Source organism: Serratia sp. GW822-FHT06E05, from assembly GCF_058799445.1.
On sequence record NZ_JBXALM010000007.1, the window covers coordinates 121,126 to 137,689 of the forward strand.

17 protein-coding genes, 1 tRNA gene and 2 pseudogenes are annotated in these 16,564 nt (G+C 48.7%); 11 read left to right on the plus strand and 9 right to left on the minus strand.

All coding sequences use genetic code 11. From position 1 onward, the window contains the following. Positions 1–33: 33 nt before the first annotated feature. Together AC1RKC_RS16820 and AC1RKC_RS16825 are read right to left on the minus strand one after the other, a co-directional pair. On the minus strand, positions 34–360 hold the full coding sequence (locus AC1RKC_RS16820; protein WP_041414293.1) for a gamma-glutamylcyclotransferase family protein: 327 nt from the start codon (positions 358–360) through the stop codon (positions 34–36). A 205-nt stretch (positions 361–565) separates the two neighbouring features. Next, on the minus strand, positions 566–1,453 hold the full coding sequence (locus tag AC1RKC_RS16825; protein ID WP_234529959.1) for a LysR family transcriptional regulator: 888 nt from the start codon (positions 1,451–1,453) through the stop codon (positions 566–568). Positions 1,454–1,549: 96 nt separating this feature from the next. Here AC1RKC_RS16825 and AC1RKC_RS16830 point away from each other — a divergent pair, with 96 nt between their 5' ends. The 4 genes from AC1RKC_RS16830 (at position 1,550) to AC1RKC_RS16845 (ending at position 5,113) form a co-directional block, all read left to right on the plus strand. Next, on the plus strand, positions 1,550–2,485 hold the full coding sequence (locus AC1RKC_RS16830; protein WP_046374310.1) for an NADP-dependent oxidoreductase: 936 nt from the start codon (positions 1,550–1,552) through the stop codon (positions 2,483–2,485). Positions 2,486–2,577: 92 nt separating this feature from the next. Beyond that, positions 2,578–3,567, plus strand: a complete 990-nt coding sequence (locus tag AC1RKC_RS16835; protein ID WP_493092536.1) for a zinc-dependent alcohol dehydrogenase family protein — start codon at positions 2,578–2,580, stop codon at positions 3,565–3,567. Positions 3,568–3,608: 41 nt separating this feature from the next. After that, on the plus strand, positions 3,609–4,493 hold the full coding sequence (locus tag AC1RKC_RS16840) for an SDR family NAD(P)-dependent oxidoreductase (protein WP_493092535.1): 885 nt from the start codon (positions 3,609–3,611) through the stop codon (positions 4,491–4,493). A gap of 200 nt (positions 4,494–4,693) precedes the next feature. Beyond that, complete coding sequence (locus AC1RKC_RS16845) at positions 4,694–5,113, plus strand: DoxX family protein (RefSeq protein ID WP_020825577.1); 420 nt, start codon at positions 4,694–4,696, stop codon at positions 5,111–5,113. Positions 5,114–6,568: 1,455 nt separating this feature from the next. Here the strand turns inward: AC1RKC_RS16845 and AC1RKC_RS16850 are convergent. Next, positions 6,569–6,823 carry a hypothetical protein gene (locus AC1RKC_RS16850; protein WP_493092534.1) on the minus strand — a complete coding sequence of 85 codons (255 nt, stop codon included), beginning with the start codon at positions 6,821–6,823 and terminating at the stop codon, positions 6,569–6,571. Between the two features lie 149 nt (positions 6,824–6,972). Continuing rightward, positions 6,973–7,131 carry a hypothetical protein gene (locus AC1RKC_RS16855; protein WP_493092533.1) on the minus strand — a complete coding sequence of 53 codons (159 nt, stop codon included), beginning with the start codon at positions 7,129–7,131 and terminating at the stop codon, positions 6,973–6,975. 536 nt (positions 7,132–7,667) lie between these two features. Here AC1RKC_RS16855 and AC1RKC_RS16860 point away from each other — a divergent pair. Then, positions 7,668–7,790: pseudogene (locus AC1RKC_RS16860) on the plus strand (IS3-like element ISKpn37 family transposase); the annotation flags it as partial. A gap of 98 nt (positions 7,791–7,888) precedes the next feature. Here the strand turns inward: AC1RKC_RS16860 and AC1RKC_RS16865 are convergent. Both AC1RKC_RS16865 and AC1RKC_RS16870 read right to left on the minus strand, forming a co-directional pair. Next, positions 7,889–9,190: a M20 family metallopeptidase gene (locus tag AC1RKC_RS16865; RefSeq protein WP_046374315.1), complete on the minus strand. Its 1,302-nt coding sequence runs from the start codon at positions 9,188–9,190 to the stop codon at positions 7,889–7,891. Positions 9,191–9,264: 74 nt separating this feature from the next. Beyond that, positions 9,265–9,628: pseudogene (locus tag AC1RKC_RS16870) on the minus strand (DDE-type integrase/transposase/recombinase); the annotation flags it as partial. Between the two features lie 222 nt (positions 9,629–9,850). Between AC1RKC_RS16870 and AC1RKC_RS16875 the strand changes: the two are divergent. Continuing rightward, complete coding sequence (locus AC1RKC_RS16875; protein WP_046374317.1) at positions 9,851–10,846, plus strand: zinc-dependent alcohol dehydrogenase family protein; 996 nt, start codon at positions 9,851–9,853, stop codon at positions 10,844–10,846. After that, a complete protein-coding gene (locus AC1RKC_RS16880) occupies positions 10,836–11,855 on the plus strand; it encodes a zinc-dependent alcohol dehydrogenase family protein (RefSeq protein WP_129940030.1) in 1,020 nt (339 codons plus the stop codon). The genes AC1RKC_RS16875 and AC1RKC_RS16880 overlap by 11 nt, the downstream gene beginning before the upstream one ends. Positions 11,856–11,882: 27 nt before the next feature. Here AC1RKC_RS16880 and AC1RKC_RS16885 read toward each other — a convergent pair whose 3' ends face one another. Further along, positions 11,883–12,782: a LysR family transcriptional regulator gene (locus AC1RKC_RS16885; protein WP_493092532.1), complete on the minus strand. Its 900-nt coding sequence runs from the start codon at positions 12,780–12,782 to the stop codon at positions 11,883–11,885. Between the two features lie 186 nt (positions 12,783–12,968). Between AC1RKC_RS16885 and AC1RKC_RS16890 the strand changes: the two genes are divergently transcribed. Together AC1RKC_RS16890 and AC1RKC_RS16895 are read left to right on the plus strand one after the other, a co-directional pair. Then, positions 12,969–13,043, plus strand: a complete 75-nt coding sequence (locus AC1RKC_RS16890) for a ParE family toxin-like protein (protein ID WP_455710787.1) — start codon at positions 12,969–12,971, stop codon at positions 13,041–13,043. A gap of 31 nt (positions 13,044–13,074) precedes the next feature. Further along, positions 13,075–14,288 (plus strand): IS3 family transposase gene (locus AC1RKC_RS16895; RefSeq protein WP_493092531.1). Its coding sequence is split into 2 segments (ribosomal slippage): positions 13,075–13,369 and positions 13,369–14,288, totalling 1,215 coding nucleotides; the frame shifts between segments, so codons are not numbered across the junction. 203 nt (positions 14,289–14,491) lie between these two features. On the opposite strand, the gene AC1RKC_RS16900 is transcribed toward AC1RKC_RS16895, so the two are convergent. Further along, positions 14,492–14,568, minus strand: a tRNA-Arg gene (locus AC1RKC_RS16900). A gap of 145 nt (positions 14,569–14,713) precedes the next feature. Then, positions 14,714–15,010, minus strand: coding sequence for a hypothetical protein (locus AC1RKC_RS16905; protein ID WP_261138668.1), 297 nt, complete (start codon positions 15,008–15,010; stop codon positions 14,714–14,716). A 414-nt stretch (positions 15,011–15,424) separates the two neighbouring features. Between AC1RKC_RS16905 and folD the strand changes: the two genes are divergently transcribed. Both folD and ybcJ read left to right on the plus strand, forming a co-directional pair. Then, positions 15,425–16,291 (plus strand): bifunctional methylenetetrahydrofolate dehydrogenase/methenyltetrahydrofolate cyclohydrolase FolD, encoded by an 867-nt coding sequence (gene folD, locus AC1RKC_RS16910; RefSeq protein ID WP_020825565.1) that lies wholly within the window; start codon positions 15,425–15,427, stop codon positions 16,289–16,291. Positions 16,292–16,301: 10 nt separating this feature from the next. Then, positions 16,302–16,514, plus strand: a complete 213-nt coding sequence (gene ybcJ, locus AC1RKC_RS16915; protein WP_012005606.1) for a ribosome-associated protein YbcJ — start codon at positions 16,302–16,304, stop codon at positions 16,512–16,514. Positions 16,515–16,564 lie beyond the last annotated feature (50 nt).

Sequence of the window (16,564 nt, forward strand, 5' to 3'; positions counted from 1 at the left end):
GGCTCGTTCCCGAGCTAAACAACGGCAGCGGCGTTATTGCTTCAGCATGTAGATAAACGAATCGACGACGTCGCCACTTGCTGTAGTCACACTGACGGCCACCCGCTCATAACCTTCTCCCTCAAATTCATCGAGGGTTTGCCAGTGGGCGGCAAGATTGTCGGAACGAAACAGAAAACCCTGAACCCGGCTGCCGCTGTTATCCAGCACGATGCCCGGATAGCCCATTTCGGCGCCCCACCCTGCATTCAGCAGCGTTCCCCCCACACTGCCCTCTTCCCAACTTCCGCCGATGCTTTCCATGATGTGCGCGTTTGGCCGCCCTGGCCCTAACGTCCCGTAAACAAACAAACTCAACATGTTATGTCCTGCATTCTGATGATTTGCTACAGAAACTAGCACAGCGTCGGCAGCCAACATAGTCGTTAGCCGGGTAATTAAATGGATTTTCGAGCCAGGGACTGGAGGACAGCGTTGCAGGCGGTTCAATGGCTGCTTGCACGCTTAAGTGCAGCCATCATTCACTGCTTACCCGACAGGATCGCCGGTTTTGTTTTTCGAACCGTTAATGATGAATACTGCTTTCCTGTGAAAATGTTTCCTTCAATAAATCAATAAAGGCTCTTAATCTTCCGGTGACATAGCGCCTACTCGGATAAAGGCACCATAAAATCAGCTCTGGCTGTTCACTTACCCCCAGGTGAAGCAACCTGCCGGCTTTGATGTCATCGGCGACCAAAGCTTCCGGTAGCAGTGCGGAACCGACTCCCGAAATGAGGGTGGAACGGGTGATAAACGGAGAGGAGATATATAACTCCGTGTTCACATTGAAATGTCGTGGTTCCCCATCCAAAACGGTACTAATTTGATTCGGTTTCCAGTGCGTTCCAATACTGATGAAAGGAAGTTCCGTGAGCGGGTCTCCCAAAGCCAGTTGTTCCCTATATTGCGGTGACGCAACAAATATTAATGTCTCTTTGAATATTTTTATACCTATCATCTCTTCATCCGCCATCGGATTTACACGAATAACGGCATCGAAACCTTCTCGAATAGGATCAACCAATCTGCTGTCAGCAATAAGTTCAAGTTCGACCAATGGGTAAAGCGCTCTATAACGAGCAGCCAGTTTACCCAAGGTATCAAATGCGATAACGGGAGGAACGCTAATCCGTAATTTTCCTGAGGGGCTACCGGTCTGTTCCATCATGTCAGTTTTGATGTCGTTGAGCTCGTTAACCAAAGGCTTTATCCGTTCGAATAGCAGGGTTCCTTCGGCGGTCAAGGTGAAACCGGTATTCGTACGTTCAAACAAGCGCGTTTGCAGTTCATCTTCCAACTGACGGATCCGCCGTGAAATAGAGGCTTTAGGCGTCATCGTTGCGCGACTTGCCGCGCTGAAGCTGCCGTGTGTAATCACACTTATGAAGTCCTGCAATGCATTCATATTCATGAGCTGTCTCATTTTTGGTCCTCGGCGTCCATAATTTAGCATCTTATTAATTATTATTGGTACGGATATAGTGAAAAAATAGCTTAGGAGATCAACATGAATCAGCAATTAGCAGCAGTTATGTATAGTTATGGCGCTGAGGGCACGATCAAAATTCAGCCCATCAACAGGCCCCAAGTCTCACCGGGCAAGGTCATTGTGGAGATCGCCGCCGCAGGGGTTAATCCATTAGACTGGAAACTGCGTGATGGCCTGCTTAAACATATATTCCCATTAACTTTTCCCTGTATTTTGGGTGGCGAGTTCGCAGGAAAGATTGTTGAAGTGGGGGCTGGCGTCACCACCTTCAACGTCGGCGATCGCGTGATAGGGAAGCCTGTGAACCGTGGGGCATTTGCCGAAACGATAGAAATTGAGCCGGAACTGTTAATCCCCATTCCCGATGATCTGGACGAAACCGTCGCAGCAACCCTGCCGGTTGCTGGCTCGACGGCGTGGACGGGGTTATTTGATATCGGGGAATTAACGGCTGGGCAAACCGTATTGATCCAGGGTGCGGCTGGCGGAGTAGGCTCTTTGGCTATTCCTTTGGCTCATCGCGCAGGGGCAAAGGTCATCGCTACGGCTTCGCAAAAAAACAGAGATTATGTCAAGTCATTGGGTGCCACAGATGTCGTTGACTATAACGACGCTCATGCCTTATCGATGATAAAGGGAGTTGACCTCGTTCTTGACTTGGTAGGTGGAGGTTCCCTGGAAGCACTCTGGAACACTCTGGCGCCAAACGGTCGAATTGTAAGTTCAGTTGCCGTTGATATCGCAGAAAAAACACCTGATAGCCAACCAGGAAAAGGGACATTTTTTCAAATGAAATTTGACCCTGCCAAATTGAATTCTATTGCGAAAGAGATTGCCAAAGGTGAGATTCCCTTCACGCCTCCGCGAGTATTTTATTTAAAGGATACTTCGTTAGCGCTGGACTCCGTCAAGAGCGGAGGATATCGGGGGAAAACCGTGATACGCATGAAATAATGGAACAGGCATAAAATTACACTTATTTTTGTGTCAAAAACTCCAGTCATAAATTCGTATTAGTTTACGTGTTTTATATAAAGGGGAACAAAATGGCGCGGGTTATCCAGTTTGATCGTGTCGGTGAACCAGATGTATTAAAAATTGTGGACGTGGCTCTCCCTGCCTTAGCCGCCGATGAAGTCAGTATTAAGGTGAAAGCTATCGGTTTAAATCGGGCGGAGGCGCTACTGCGTCGCGGTAAGTATGCATTTCCTCCGGTATTTCCGCAGCGAATGGGCTATGAAGCGGCCGGGATTATCGAGGCCGTTGGTGCACAAGTGCAAGGCCTTATCCCTGGCGACGCGGTGAGTGTTATCCCTTCACTGGCTATGGATCGGTGGCCCACCTATGGTGAAACTATTCACTACCCAGCCCGTTACGTGGTTAAGCATCCGGAAAATTTATCCTGGGAGCAAGCGGCCTCGGCGTGGATGCAGTACATCACGGCATATGGGGCACTGATTGACGTTGCAGAAGTGACCTCTGACGACTATGTCATGGTCACTGCCGCTTCCAGTAGCGTTGGTATCGCCGCGATTCAAATTGCCAACATGCTTGGCGCTCGGGTGATAGCAACCTCAAGAACCGAATCCAAACGCCAGGCGTTACTCGATATCGGTGCATCATGGGTTGTCACTTCCCAGGGTGAGAAAAGCGTAGCTGAAGTTAAAGAAATCACCGGCGATAGGCCGCCGCGAGTTATCTTCGATTGTATTGGGGGGGAAGGTGTGCCCACGCTATGCGAGATCTTGGCGCCCGGAGGCACGCTGATAGCGTACGGCAATCTGAGCGGTGAAAACACCCCTTTCCCGGCAAGTTTGGCGATCCCGAAAGGCCTGACGATCAGGGGATTTGCTTACAGCGAAATTGTAGGAAATGCGGCGCGCCTCGCCAAAGCTAAAACCTTTATTTTGGCGGCGCTTAGTCGTGGCGAATTAAAGCCGGTTATAGCGAAATCCTTTGTGTTTGATCAGATAGTTGCGGCACATCAATATCTAGAAGCGAACACCCAGCTAGGCAAAATTGTTGTCACCGTTTAAGCGAAGATGAAGGCCCTGGCCCTTGTCATCAGGAGCAAATAATGCAAACAGAAAAAGATGTCATCGCCGTTATTACAGGATCAAGCAAGGGAATAGGTAAGGGAATAGCAAAGGAACTGGGACGGCAAGGTGCGATTGTCTATGTTACGGGTCGTGACCAGGAGTCAGTCGAAAAGGTGGTCAGTGAAATAACCCACGCGGGGGGGCAAGGAGTAGCGGTTGTTTGCGATATGTCTGACGATGCACAGATAGCACGCCTATTTAAACAGGTGGAGCAGAAGCACGGTTATCTCAATATCCTCGTCAATAATGCCACCACGCTTAACAGCCAAATGGGAGTGAAACCCTTTTGGGAAGCCACCATCCATCTTGCCGATATACTGGATGTTGGCTTACGTTCCCATCATGTTGCGACTTGGCATGCGGCGCGCTTGTTGCTTGCCAGTGGGCGCGGGTTAATCGTCAACGTATCTTTCTATGCCGATGCGAAGGTGCATGATCCAGCCTATTACGCTTCAAAGGCAGGCCAGGATAAATTGGCCGCTTCCTACGCCGAGCACTTCGCCCCCTTTAACGTTTCCGCCGTATCCCTATGGCCAGGTTTCGTAGCCACAGAGACGATGGTTGAGCTTGCCAACTCAGACCCGAAAACGCGCGCGCTCCGTGACACATTAGGATTTGAGAGCCCTGAATTCTGTGGACGCGTGGTTTGGGCGCTATTTAGCGACCCTAACTTAAAGGCCTTATCCGGCAGTACATTACTGACGGCTGAAGTGGGTGAGCATTATAATATAATCGATAACAATGGGCATATACCAAAATCCTTACGTCAATTATATGGTAACCCTCCCGCTGAGCACGATATCATGAATAAGCAGGCGAGCCCTGAGAATAAGCAGGCGAGCACTGAGAATAAGAAGATGTGAGCGTAATGCGGGGGGTAATAACGTCGTTAGTTTGTTGTTTAAGCACTCTTTACTTTTATTCAGGCCACAACTATTACTCCCCCAGCCCAGGGTTTAGCCACCACCATCAGCGAGCCATTGAATACGCGGCCCGGTGTGTAATTACAAACTGGCCGTTGATTTTTAATGTGTATATTATTTAATATTTTGAGGAAGCGTTAATGTCTATAAAAGGCAAAATTGACAATATCATCGACAACAAATTATTCTTCGGTTTAGTGTCAGTTTTAATGAGAGTACTTCTTTCATCTGTATTCATTATTGCTGGAATAGGTAAAATTTCGGCTTATAACGCGACAGCTGAGTATATGGCGTCGATGGGCGTACCAGCAATATTATTGCCTTTGGTGATATTAACCGAGCTAGGCGGCGGTGTGGCTCTTTTACTGGGCTTTCAGACGAGGATTGTCGCCATTCTGTTCTTCGGATTCTGTATCATCTCAGGACTGATTTTTCACAGTGGTCCCGACCTACAAAGTCAGTTGATGCTGATGAAAAACATCACGATGTCCGGTGGTTTTATCGCCCTGTTTCTCTTAGGGGCTGGCGGGTTTAGTCTGGATAATAGAAAAAACCCTTAGTCAGTATTCTCCGGCAAACCGCAGGCAAGCGTCTGAATGCACTAACACATCATGAGCCGCTCAGGGGGCCATTATAGATTCATTTTCTGTGGATCATATTGGCTAGCGTTTGTGCGAGAAGTCTAGGGGACTGAACACTTGCAGCAAGGTTCATGCTGCCAAGGCTGGTGCTCAGAGGGTAGCAAATCTGGCCGCGCGATAGTTGTCGCTCTCAACGACACCTATCGCGCAATTCTGCAGCGACAGGTTGGCAATCATCATATATGGTTATTTGTACCTAAAGATCCGGTGAAAAATACAGCAACGTATTACGCCGTTCCCTTCGTAACCGACCACTCTGTTAACCACCACTGAACAACGGCTCAACTATCGCTGAAGAATTATCGTTGCCCCCACTCACGTACCTTGTTCGTAGGAATCTGGCCGATATATGAGTAAGCTGATGGCCTTCAATAAACTGCAGTGGAGGATATGGCCCTTTCATGGCTTTCATCCTTTTCTTTTTTTCCATGAATTGCTCCCATTTAAAAACCCGCCGTAGCGGGTTCTGTTATTTATTATGGTTGGCTTCTGCCATTTTCTGATAAATCGGCTCGGATCCTATTGATAGCCTTATACTCACCTCTAAGTAGTCCAATGTGCCACACGCTCAAGAAAGTATTGATGCAGATCTCTAGGCTGCTCTCTCTCCACCTAATAGCTATCACTGGCTGGTTAATACGCTCTTTTTTCGCTAAACCTGGCGCCGTAAGATCCAGGTTCACCTTGTCTATATTCTTCTTTTGGTTAATTTCCGAGATTGTATGACATAGGATCCTACTATTGAGCAGGATTATACGTCAGCATTGTCGATGACACGCACTGAATGCCCCTGCAATACCATCAGGCTAATCGCAGAACGTCGTGCAAATGCAAGTAATTGTTTATGCTAAATTTAAATTCTAAATCAAGTCTTTTCCCAAAATCATCTTTAACTTATAAGTCGCCGAGCAAATGTATACAGGGATGAACTTATTTTTTATTTTTAAACACGAAGCCCCTTCCCCACCAAATGAAAGAGTGATCAACCCTGCCGATGCAAGAGATAGAGCTAACCTATAATCCTCTTCTGTTTTCACTTCATAGTTATTTGAGCTCTTTAGTTCACAAACAATGCATCCCACGATCCCCTCCTTACAGAAGCTAATTATTCATATTCGTATAATTCATATTGGCAAGTGCAGAGAAATCATATTGCAATTTAATAGAACGCTCTTTTCAATGTGTGCGATTCTCACACCATTGGATCAGACTGGATACTGGGTTGGTGAGATTGATAAAGCTGGTTTCAATTCCAACGTATAACTGCCGATATTACCCTGATATCACCTTGCAACGCTGATTGTTCGTAAGGCTGAATAGTGATTCAGGGAGCAGAAAGACGATTGGCGCTGGCGACGTTTATATCCGTTCCACTCAATCATCAGGGATGCGCTCAGCAGCGCATTTATTGTTTTTGATCGCATCCTGATATTTCCGCTGATAGATTTCACTCTGCTGATGTTTTGCCATGATTGCGCAAGTTCGAGTGTCTTCCGTGTGCAAGATGGTGATCGATCCTGACTGCTGCACAAACATATTTCCCTGCTCGGCGTTTTGTTGGCAAGCCAGTTCCCGCCGGTGAGAAAGCTGCGAGAATGTCACTGATGTCATCCCGGCTATGGTGACCATTTGGCATTTCCATAACTTCCCCTCCCGGGACTCTGCCCCGATGCAGGGTGATAGAAATGAAAAAGGCCGCTTATGCGGCCTTGAATTATATTTTGGGAAATTTTATGCATTCTTCCTTCAGTTGCACGCAGCCCCTGACTCTGGGTTGCTTACAGCCCAATCGGATTCTGAAGAACCAACGCCTGCACGACTGTCAGCAAATTACCTTGCTTGGTGCTTTCCAGTTGGAGTTTCACTGCTGTTTCGCGGCTTACACCAAATACCTCGGCCAAGATTTTAGCGTCAAAACCAGAAAAGATATTATTCATGTTGAGCCTCACTAGGATTAGTTATTAAACTATGTTTGATAATTCATTGTTAACTTGCATTTTTAAGTTAAACAAACCCTAGTCTTCCTACCATTTAGTTGAGTTGTGCCCTCTCTGATACAAAAACAAGATCATAATGCCATGACAATAGGGTTCGGCCCCAGGGTCAAAGCTTTGCAGATGGAGTAGCCCCTACTAAAGCCATCGCTACGGGGTAAACGCAGATAGCAGCCCTGCATTACCAAACGTCTTGAATCGGCATTTTAACCCCGTAGGGCCAAACCGCATCTGGTGTGGCGACATCAGTTTTTTCGCCTACAGGACAAATGGTGCTATTTCGCGCTCACGCTTGTCGTTGACTAAAATCACGCTGGGTTATCAGTTCAACCTTCTCTTTTTAACAGCGGATGAGGATTTGGTGTTAATGCTCTGAAACATACCCGCGTGATGGCTGCCTGCGGTCAAGCGGAGATAAATAAAAGCAATAGATACATAAACTTACCATAATATTATGGAGTAATGTAAAGTCTGGGGCGCGGGGGAGTTGCCTGGATAATTCACCGATGGAAAGAGTCTTTCGTAGTCTTAAAAGTGAATGGCTTCCCAAAGGCAGTTATGGTGATTTTAGCCATGCGGAACGCGATATAAACCAGTACATACACCCTTTGCACAAGAGTTAATCAGGCGCATAGTCAGGAGAAGTCCCTTCCATTCGTTAAGCTCTTTTTTAACCAAATCACGGAACTTTGTTAAATGACTAATTCAATTGGCGGCTGATAAAAATAGCCGCTCTTTTAGTCACTTCAGAGAGAGACGTGACTTCCAGTGTCTCATTCTGGCTATGAGCTCCCTTGCCCCAGGGGCCAAGGCCATCAATACTGGCGACAACATATTGTGCAATATAAGAAATATCTGCTCCCCCGCGTTCAGCGGCCGGCACAGCCTGTAAGCTCGCTCCCCCCAAAGCCACACTAATATCGCTGAACTCAGTTAAAAGCTGCCTGTTAGCATTTGTCTCTGGCATAGCAGGCATTATGTTGTTGAATATTAACTGGCTTGAGGTTAGTGGTAACGGGGTCATCGTAATTTCACGCATCTTTTGTTCAGCCATGCGTTTCTGCTCATCCGATAAAAACCGCAAATCACCATGCACAAGTGTTTGAGCTGCAATGATTGTCTTCTGCCCGCTGGCGTTACCGATGTTTTTCTGCGTATCTTCGTTAACACTCTGCCCTCCCAGGATAATCCCTGGATTCAGCGTTAACCCCGGTATATTCGAAAGGGTGGTACGAAAACTGTTCAGTACCCGTGCCGCTTCATAAATGGCACCATCACCTGATGCAGTCTGGAATATTTGGGAAGAATGTCCTGATTTACCACTGCCAGAAAGGTACCATTCGCTCAGTCCTCTTCTTCCTGTCACCAGTTGATTTTCGGCCAGCGAGAATTCGAATCCCAGTGCAATGTCGCTGCCTTGAGCGGCTTCACGCAGGGCTTTACGTGAGATGGAGGTCGGTTTTGCTGCCTGTTCCTCATCCCCGGTAAGGACTATCGTTATATTGGCATTCTTCAGTTTTCCTCCTTGATTCAGTGCTTTGAGTACATATAAAATCGCAACGATGCCACCTTTATCATCAATGACTCCCGGTCCTGTTGCTGATAGTTGATCTGGCGAAATCGTGAATGACTGAAAAGGGCTACTGGAAGGGAAAACGGTATCGAGGTGGCCAATTATCAAAATTTTCTTTCCCGGACCGCTATGCGTAGCGACTAAACTACCGGCATGTTTCATTGAGACGGGGAGATTCACCCACTGTGTTTTGAAACCCAAGTCATCTAACTCAGTTCTGACCCGCTCCCCAACTTTTTCAACTCCGGGGCTGTTTCCCGTGCCGCTATTGATATTGACCAGGTTCTCTAATAATTTAAGTTGGTCTTTTTTATGCTTATCAATGTAATTTACTAAAACGTTTTCATTGGGACTTAACATTTTATTTGCTGCCGGAGCGTTGTTGATGCAGGACAGCGTTAATACCAAAAATAATATTTTAGCTTTCATTCTTACTCTCCGCTCTGTACAGAGCTCTGTCGCATTAACCACATGAGGTCAGCAAAGGTCAGACTACTCTTATTTCAGACAGTCAGCAGATAAAATTGTTCCGCCGGGGACAAGACATCCCCGTACGGATGCTGATACTGCCCTTTGCGTATCATGTAAAGCAGTTCGATGCCGTCCAGCAGCGTCTGTGCTCGGCGAAACGATTTGAATACCAGCATCTGTTTACTCCGGCGTTTTATATTATGGTTATCTTGCTCAACCAGATTGTTCAGGTATTTGCTTTGCCTGAGAGTGATGCTTTCCTTAGCGGGTTTGTCGATATTGAGCCGCCGCTTTCATCGATAGACTCCATCTCAGGTTCATCGTGATAATGGATAGTCTACAAAAGAAGGGCAACATAGCGCCGACATTCCGGTTGGAGATCAACAAAACGTCTATAGCCTACCCCATATCCCTGCATGTTGATTGCTAGTTTTTGGTGGTGGCAATCGGATCTGCTGTTTTAAGAATTAACAAGCAGGGCTGTGTTTGTTGGTCAGCCATTTACACATCTACTTGTTTATGCCATTTTATGGAATTATCAAATCCATAATGTTTCATTTTTTAAAATCATCGCCGTTGATATAGTGCATTGCATCTTCTATTTCAGGGATTAACTTTATGAATACGATGATGACAGCGCTCATGCTGGAAAATTTTACTGACGAACAATTTATCCTGGCTCAGTTGCCTGTACCAACCGCCGGAGCAGGTCAGGTTCTGGTACAGATACATGCGAGTGGTGTTAACCCTATTGATTATAAAATTCGCCTCGGTGAAGCCCCTTATGCTATGCCAGATCTACCGGCTGTGCTGGGTACTGATATGGCGGGAGTTGTTGTTGCCGTTGGTGAAGGCGTCAAGCGATTTATCGTCGGAGATGAAGTTTATGGCTTGACCGGTGGTGTTCGTGGACTGCAGGGCTCTCTTGCTCAATATACTGTGGTTGATGTCGATTTACTGGCACTTAAACCCCGTAATTTATCCATGCGTGAAGCCGCTGCCATCCCGTTAACCTTTTTAACCGCTTGGGAAGGTCTGGTCGATAATGCGAAGGTAAAAGCGGGGCAGAATGTGCTGGTTCAGGGTGGCGCAGGTGGTGTTGGTTGCATGGTTGTTCAACTGGCAAAAACCATGGGTGCCAATGTCTGGGCCACAGGTTCAACGGCTAAACAATCCCTGATCGATAAATTGGGTGCAACGCCGCTGGATTACACAATGCTTTCAGCGGAAGATATTGTGAACAACTGCACCGAAGGCCTGGGTTTTGACATTGTTTATGACACTGTAGGTGGCCAGGTTCTGCAAGATTCGCTGGGCATGGCCCGACATTACGGGCATATCACCAGTTGTGCAGCGTTCGCTGAACATAATCTGGCAGTATCGTCGTTACGTTGTGCCACACTGTCCGCCGTATTTGTACTGATGCCAATGCTATCCGGAGAAGCTCGCGCTCATCATGGTGAGATACTGGCAGCCGCTACCCGCCTGATTGAAGACGGTAAAATTCACCCTATTATCGACGTCCGTCATTTCAATCTCGATCAGGCAATCGACGCACACCATGCGGTGCAAGATGGTTCAGCATTCATCAAGGTGGTCATTGATGTTGAATAAGCAGTTACAGGCACGAACCTGGCGTTTTCAACGCCCGGGTAATGTCGATGTTCTGGAACTGGAAAATCTTCCCCTTGATGAACCAGCCCAAGGGGAAGTATTGATTCAGATGAAAACTATTGGCCTCAACAGGGCAGATGTTATGTTTCGTCGCGGGACGTACATTGAGAAAGCGGAATTTCCTTCACGCCTTGGTTATGAAGGTGCAGGCGTTGTTGTATCGACAGGAGAAGGTGTCGAACACTTTTCTCCCGGCGATCATGTGTCTATTTTGCCATCATCCAGCCTTGCACGTTTTGGAACCTGTGCCGATAAACTTGTTCTCCCCGCATCTCTACTGGTCCATAAACCGGTCAATCTCAGTTGGGAACAGTCCTCATCAATCTGGATGCAATATCTCACCGCCTATGGAGGGATAATACATGCTGCCGGGTTGAAAAAAGGCGAAACGCTGTTAGTTACTGCGGCATCAAGTAGTGTGGGTCTGGCTGCCATTCAGATTGCACAATCCGCGGGTGCCAGAGTGATTGCCAGCACACTCACCGTAGAGAAAAAACAGCATTTATTAGCTCTCGGAGTTGATGATGTTATTTCCAGTGAAGATGAGCCAGACTTGTACCAGGCAATTGTATCGAGATTGGGGGGTGAATATCTCAATGCTGCGTTTGATGCCGTCGGTGGGCCACAGGTTGAACAGATTGCCAAAGCGATGGCTGTGAGAGGTCGGTTGGTAATACATGGTGCACTGAGCCCCGAAGCAACACCGTTTCCGCTTAAGATTGCACTACGTAGAAGTCTGACAATTCGGGGATTCCTGTTCCTCGAAGTGCTGCATGAAACCATCATTCGGGAAAAGGCAATACGTTTCATCCTAAGAGGTATTGAGGCCGGGTATCTCAAACCTCAGTTGGATAAAATATTTAACTTCGGGCAGATGCAGGAGGCTCATCGTTATCTGGAGTCGAATCAGCAGATCGGTAAGATCATTGTTCGTGTGGATACCCCTTAAAAAGCCCCCTACCTGGCCGGTGTAAGGTCAGGTTTCCATATTTGCTAAAACGTCTGCCAGATAATCGAATAACGTCCGGATCCGTAATGATGTCGGTCCGCGCTGTGGTAGGTAAAGATAGAGCCCCCAGCTTGAGGATGAATTTTTTTCCAGAATCTGAATCAAGCGGCCGCTTTTTAAGTAGGGCAGCGCCAGAAAACCTGGCATGTGTCCAAAACCGACGCCATCTAGCACAGCCTGAAACTCAGCCTCCAGATCATCGGTAATAAAGCGTGGGTTCGACGGCGTAAAAGTTCGCGAGTCTTTGAAACTCCATGACCAGTAACGCCCTGTTTTATGATCAATCAATGCTGTCAGGGGAAATGAATCAAGCTCATCAACATGCTTTGGCATTCCTGTCTGGCTTATCAATTCAGGCGTGCCGACGGAGAAGAATTGGATTTTGGCCAGCTCGCGAGCCACATAACGGTTATCGGGTAAAAAACCGAAGCGAATACCAATGTCTATCCGCTCGTCAATCACATCACTGTGTGTGTCCGTCAGAATACAGTCCACGACAATATCCGGGTAACGGCGGGAAAATTGCGTTAATGCCGGAATAATAAACTTACGGCCAAACACGGAGGACACCGTCAGCCGAACGGTTCCCCGCATCTCATCAGACTTTGGCTGCTTTTTTACCGTCAACAACCTATCGACAGCATTAACGGCTTTCCGGGCATATTGCGCCAGACGCTCACCATCGGCAGTAATTTTCATCTGCCGGGTGCTCCTGTAAAACAAAATCTCACCGCGCTGCTGTTCGAGTTCTTTCACCGCACGAGTCACCACCTGAGGTGAAATGCCCAGAAGTATCGCGGCATCTTTGAAGTTTCTTGATTCTGCGGCAGTACAAAATATACGCAGCACTTCCAGTTTATTTTGCATAGCAGACCTGAGCAGTTGATTGGGTTAATTCCATAATAAAGAATTCTGAAAGGGAATATAGCAATAAGCAGTTATGTTTCTCAGGCTATGAAACTCTGATGACCAGTTTGCCTATGTGCTGCCCCTTTATAAGGCTGGCAAAAAGACACCTGCACGAACATACCAGCATAACAACTTAACACTGCAGTGGCCCGCTGCTGGCGTTTGCTTTCAAAAGACAACGGCCATTCATGGGTAGTTATGAGTCATGAGCGGTTGTAGTGGCACAGTAAATTTGGCCACCTGATTAAAGGTGATATCCTCACCTCAACACAAAACAGGTGACTTAATGAACAAAAAAACTAAGCGTACTTTCACCCCTGAGTTCAGGCTGGAATGTGCGCAGTTGGTTGTTGATAAGGGCTACTCATATCGACAAGCCAGTGAAGCGATGAATGTCGGCTCTACCACCCTTGAGAGCTGGGTACGCCAGCTCCGGCGAGAGCGCCAGGGCATCACGCCCTCTGCGACGCCTATCTCCACAAAGCAGCAACGAATCCGAGAGCTGGAAAAGCAGATTCGCCGTCTGGAGGAACAGAATACGATATTAAAAAAGGCTACCGCGCTCTTGATGTCCGACTCGCTGAACGGTTCACGATAGTTGCCAGACTGAGTGACAGCCACACGGTTGTCAGCCTTTGTTCCGCTCTGGAAATACACCGCAGTAGTTACCGGTACTGGCGAAAGCGACGCGATACCGTTAATCCGGCGCAGGTCAGGTTGTGCAGCGAAATACGCCGGGCGTGGAACCAGAGTCGGGGCTCTGCAGGCGCACGCACGCTTGCGGAAATGCTGACTCAAAACGGTGTCCCGATGAGCCGTTACCGGGCCGGGCGTCTGATGAAATACCTGAGCCTGAGCAGCTGTCAGCCCGGAAAACATCAGTACAAAAATGCCCGACAGGAGCATACATGCCTGCCGAATCTGCTCGAACGTCAGTTCGCTGTGCCGGAGCCTGACAGGGCATGGTGCGGAGATATTACGTATATCTGGGCAGGAAATCGCTGGTGCTATCTGGCGGTCGTCATGGATCTTTTTGCCCGCAGAGTGGTTGGCTGGAGCCTGTCAGAAAATGCTGATACAGCGCTGATAAGCAGCGCCCTGCGGATGGCATATGAGACGCGAGGCCAGCCGCGTGATGTGATGTTCCACAGCGATCAGGGAAGCCAGTATACAGGCCTGAAATATCAACAACTTCTCTGGCGTTACAGAATAAAGCAAAGCGTCAGTCGGCGGGGAAACTGCTGGGATAACAGCCCTATGGAGCGCTTCTTCCGCAGTCTGAAAACAGAATGGGTACCGGCGAATGGTTACGCAGGCAAGGACGAGGCCCGGCGACAAATCAGTGATTATATATTGAACTACTACAATAGTGTCAGGCCTCACCATTACAACGGTGGACTGACGCCGGAAGAATCAGAGAACAGATACCGTTTTTACTGTAAAACCGTGGCCAATATTACTTGACCACTACATACGGGGAGCGGGTCAGCATAAAGGGGCCCCTAATTTCCATTGAACGAGATGAGCCCCCGCAAAGGCCCCCAGATACCACTTGATTTGGGTATAACTGAGTTGACCTCGATAGAGCTCGTGACAGAAAAATTCAGTAATTTCAGGGAGTATAAAGGATAAAAAGCGAATTCAGTAGAGGTGTGTTGACTTCAAAATGGTACGCCCTACAGGGCTCGAACCTGTGACCTACGGCTTAGAAGGCCGTTGCTCTATCCAACTGAGCTAAGGGCGCATTGGGATGCGGCAACCGGGAGTTGCGGGTTGGATTATACGGTCAGAGATCATTGAGTCAATGCCTTTTCATGACGTTACGTCAGCAGCCGTGCTTTATGATGAATTTTCAGTCATTACCGCCGCCCCGCATTGAGTTAACCGCGTCATTTCCCTTGGGTTAAGTCCGGTAACAGGCTGCTGTTACGCTGTACCAGGCCGGCATCAGCCTGTTCTGGCATACGATCCGACTGTTGCTGTTCTGCCGGACGCTGCAGGCAAACGCGAGCCGAGCGCACCATCGCGTTGATGTTTCCCCAATCGGCATGCTGGGCCGCCAACAGGTTGCAAGCCGCCGATAACGGCTGCAGTAAAGCTGCGCTAATCGGTGCGGCATTTAACGAAGCCTGCGCCATTGGCCCCCATACCAGCAGCATAAAACCCATCCCTTTGATGTTTCTCATGCACGCAGCCTCCGGCACAATGCGCCCAGGCGCGTTCTCCATGAGGGCGGCGTTTTGTGTGCGGCAAGCTGATGCAGGGCAATCAGCTGCGCAACGTCAGCCGGATGCAAGGACGAATCGAATACCGTTTCCCCCACGTGTCTTGGTTGGCATGCCTGGCTATCAACAGGCAGGTGTAAAAAGTGCAACCGGGTAATGAGCATCATGATTTTGACTCCCGCCCTCAGTGTGAGTAGCCACAGCTTACGCAGCGAGCGGTAAAAAAGGCGTAGAGGATCCTGCCGTTGGCATAAAAAAAGCGTAAATCACACCAGGCAAACACCGTCGATCGCGATTCAGCGCCTGACAGCGCGCTCCGCTTCTGACAAAATAGCGTCATCCCCCGCTTTTCTTAATTGATGGATTTCCTCACTGATGTCAGCAAAGATTATTGATGGTAAAACGATTGCGCAGCAGGTTAGAAACGAAGTGGCTGAGCAAGTTAAACAACGTCTGGCCGCCGGAAAACGCGCTCCGGGCCTGGCTGTCGTATTGGTTGGCGAGAACCCCGCCTCACAGATTTACGTCGCCAGCAAGCGCCGCGCCTGTGATGAAGTGGGCTTCCTCTCCCGCTCTTACGATCTGCCTGCCACCACCAGTGAGGCTGAACTGCTGGCGCTGATCGATCGGCTGAACGCCGACGGTGAGATCGACGGCATTTTAGTGCAGCTGCCGCTGCCGGCCGGTATCGACAACGTCAAGGTGCTGGAGCGTATTCATCCGGATAAAGACGTCGACGGTTTCCATCCGTACAACGTTGGCCGCCTGTGCCAACGTGCGCCAAAACTGCGCCCTTGCACCCCACGCGGTATCGTCACCCTGCTCGAGCGTTACAATATCGATACCTATGGCCTGAATGCCGTCGTGGTTGGCGCGTCCAACATCGTTGGCCGCCCAATGAGCATGGAGCTGCTACTGGCCGGGTGCACCACCACCGTGACCCACCGTTTCACCAAGAACCTGCGCCACCACGTTGAAAACGCCGATCTGCTGGTCGTGGCGGTCGGCAAACCAGGCTTTATTCCGGGCGACTGGATAAAACCTGGCGCTATCGTGGTGGACGTCGGCATTAACCGTCTGGAAAGTGGTAAAGTGGTCGGCGACGTGGATTTTGACGCCGCAAGCGAACGCGCCGCCTACATTACTCCGGTTCCGGGTGGCGTGGGTCCAATGACCGTTGCTACACTGATCCAAAATACCTTGCAGGCCTGCGAGGAATATCACGACGTTCAACCTAAATAAGTAAGGCAGTATGGAAACTTTTAATCTGGATAATCACCCGCACGTCGAACTGTGCGACCTGCTCAAATTCCAGGGCTGGTGTGAAAGCGGCGGCGCCGCCAAAGAAGTCATCGCCGATGGGCAGGTGAAAGTGAACGGCAAAGTCGAAACGCGCAAACGCTGCAAAATCGTTGCCGATCAGGTCGTGGAGTTTAACGGCGGTAAGGTTGTAGTTAAGCCGTAATCCCCGCTCCATAGAAAAAGGCGCTGAAGATTAACTCAGCGCCTTTTTTG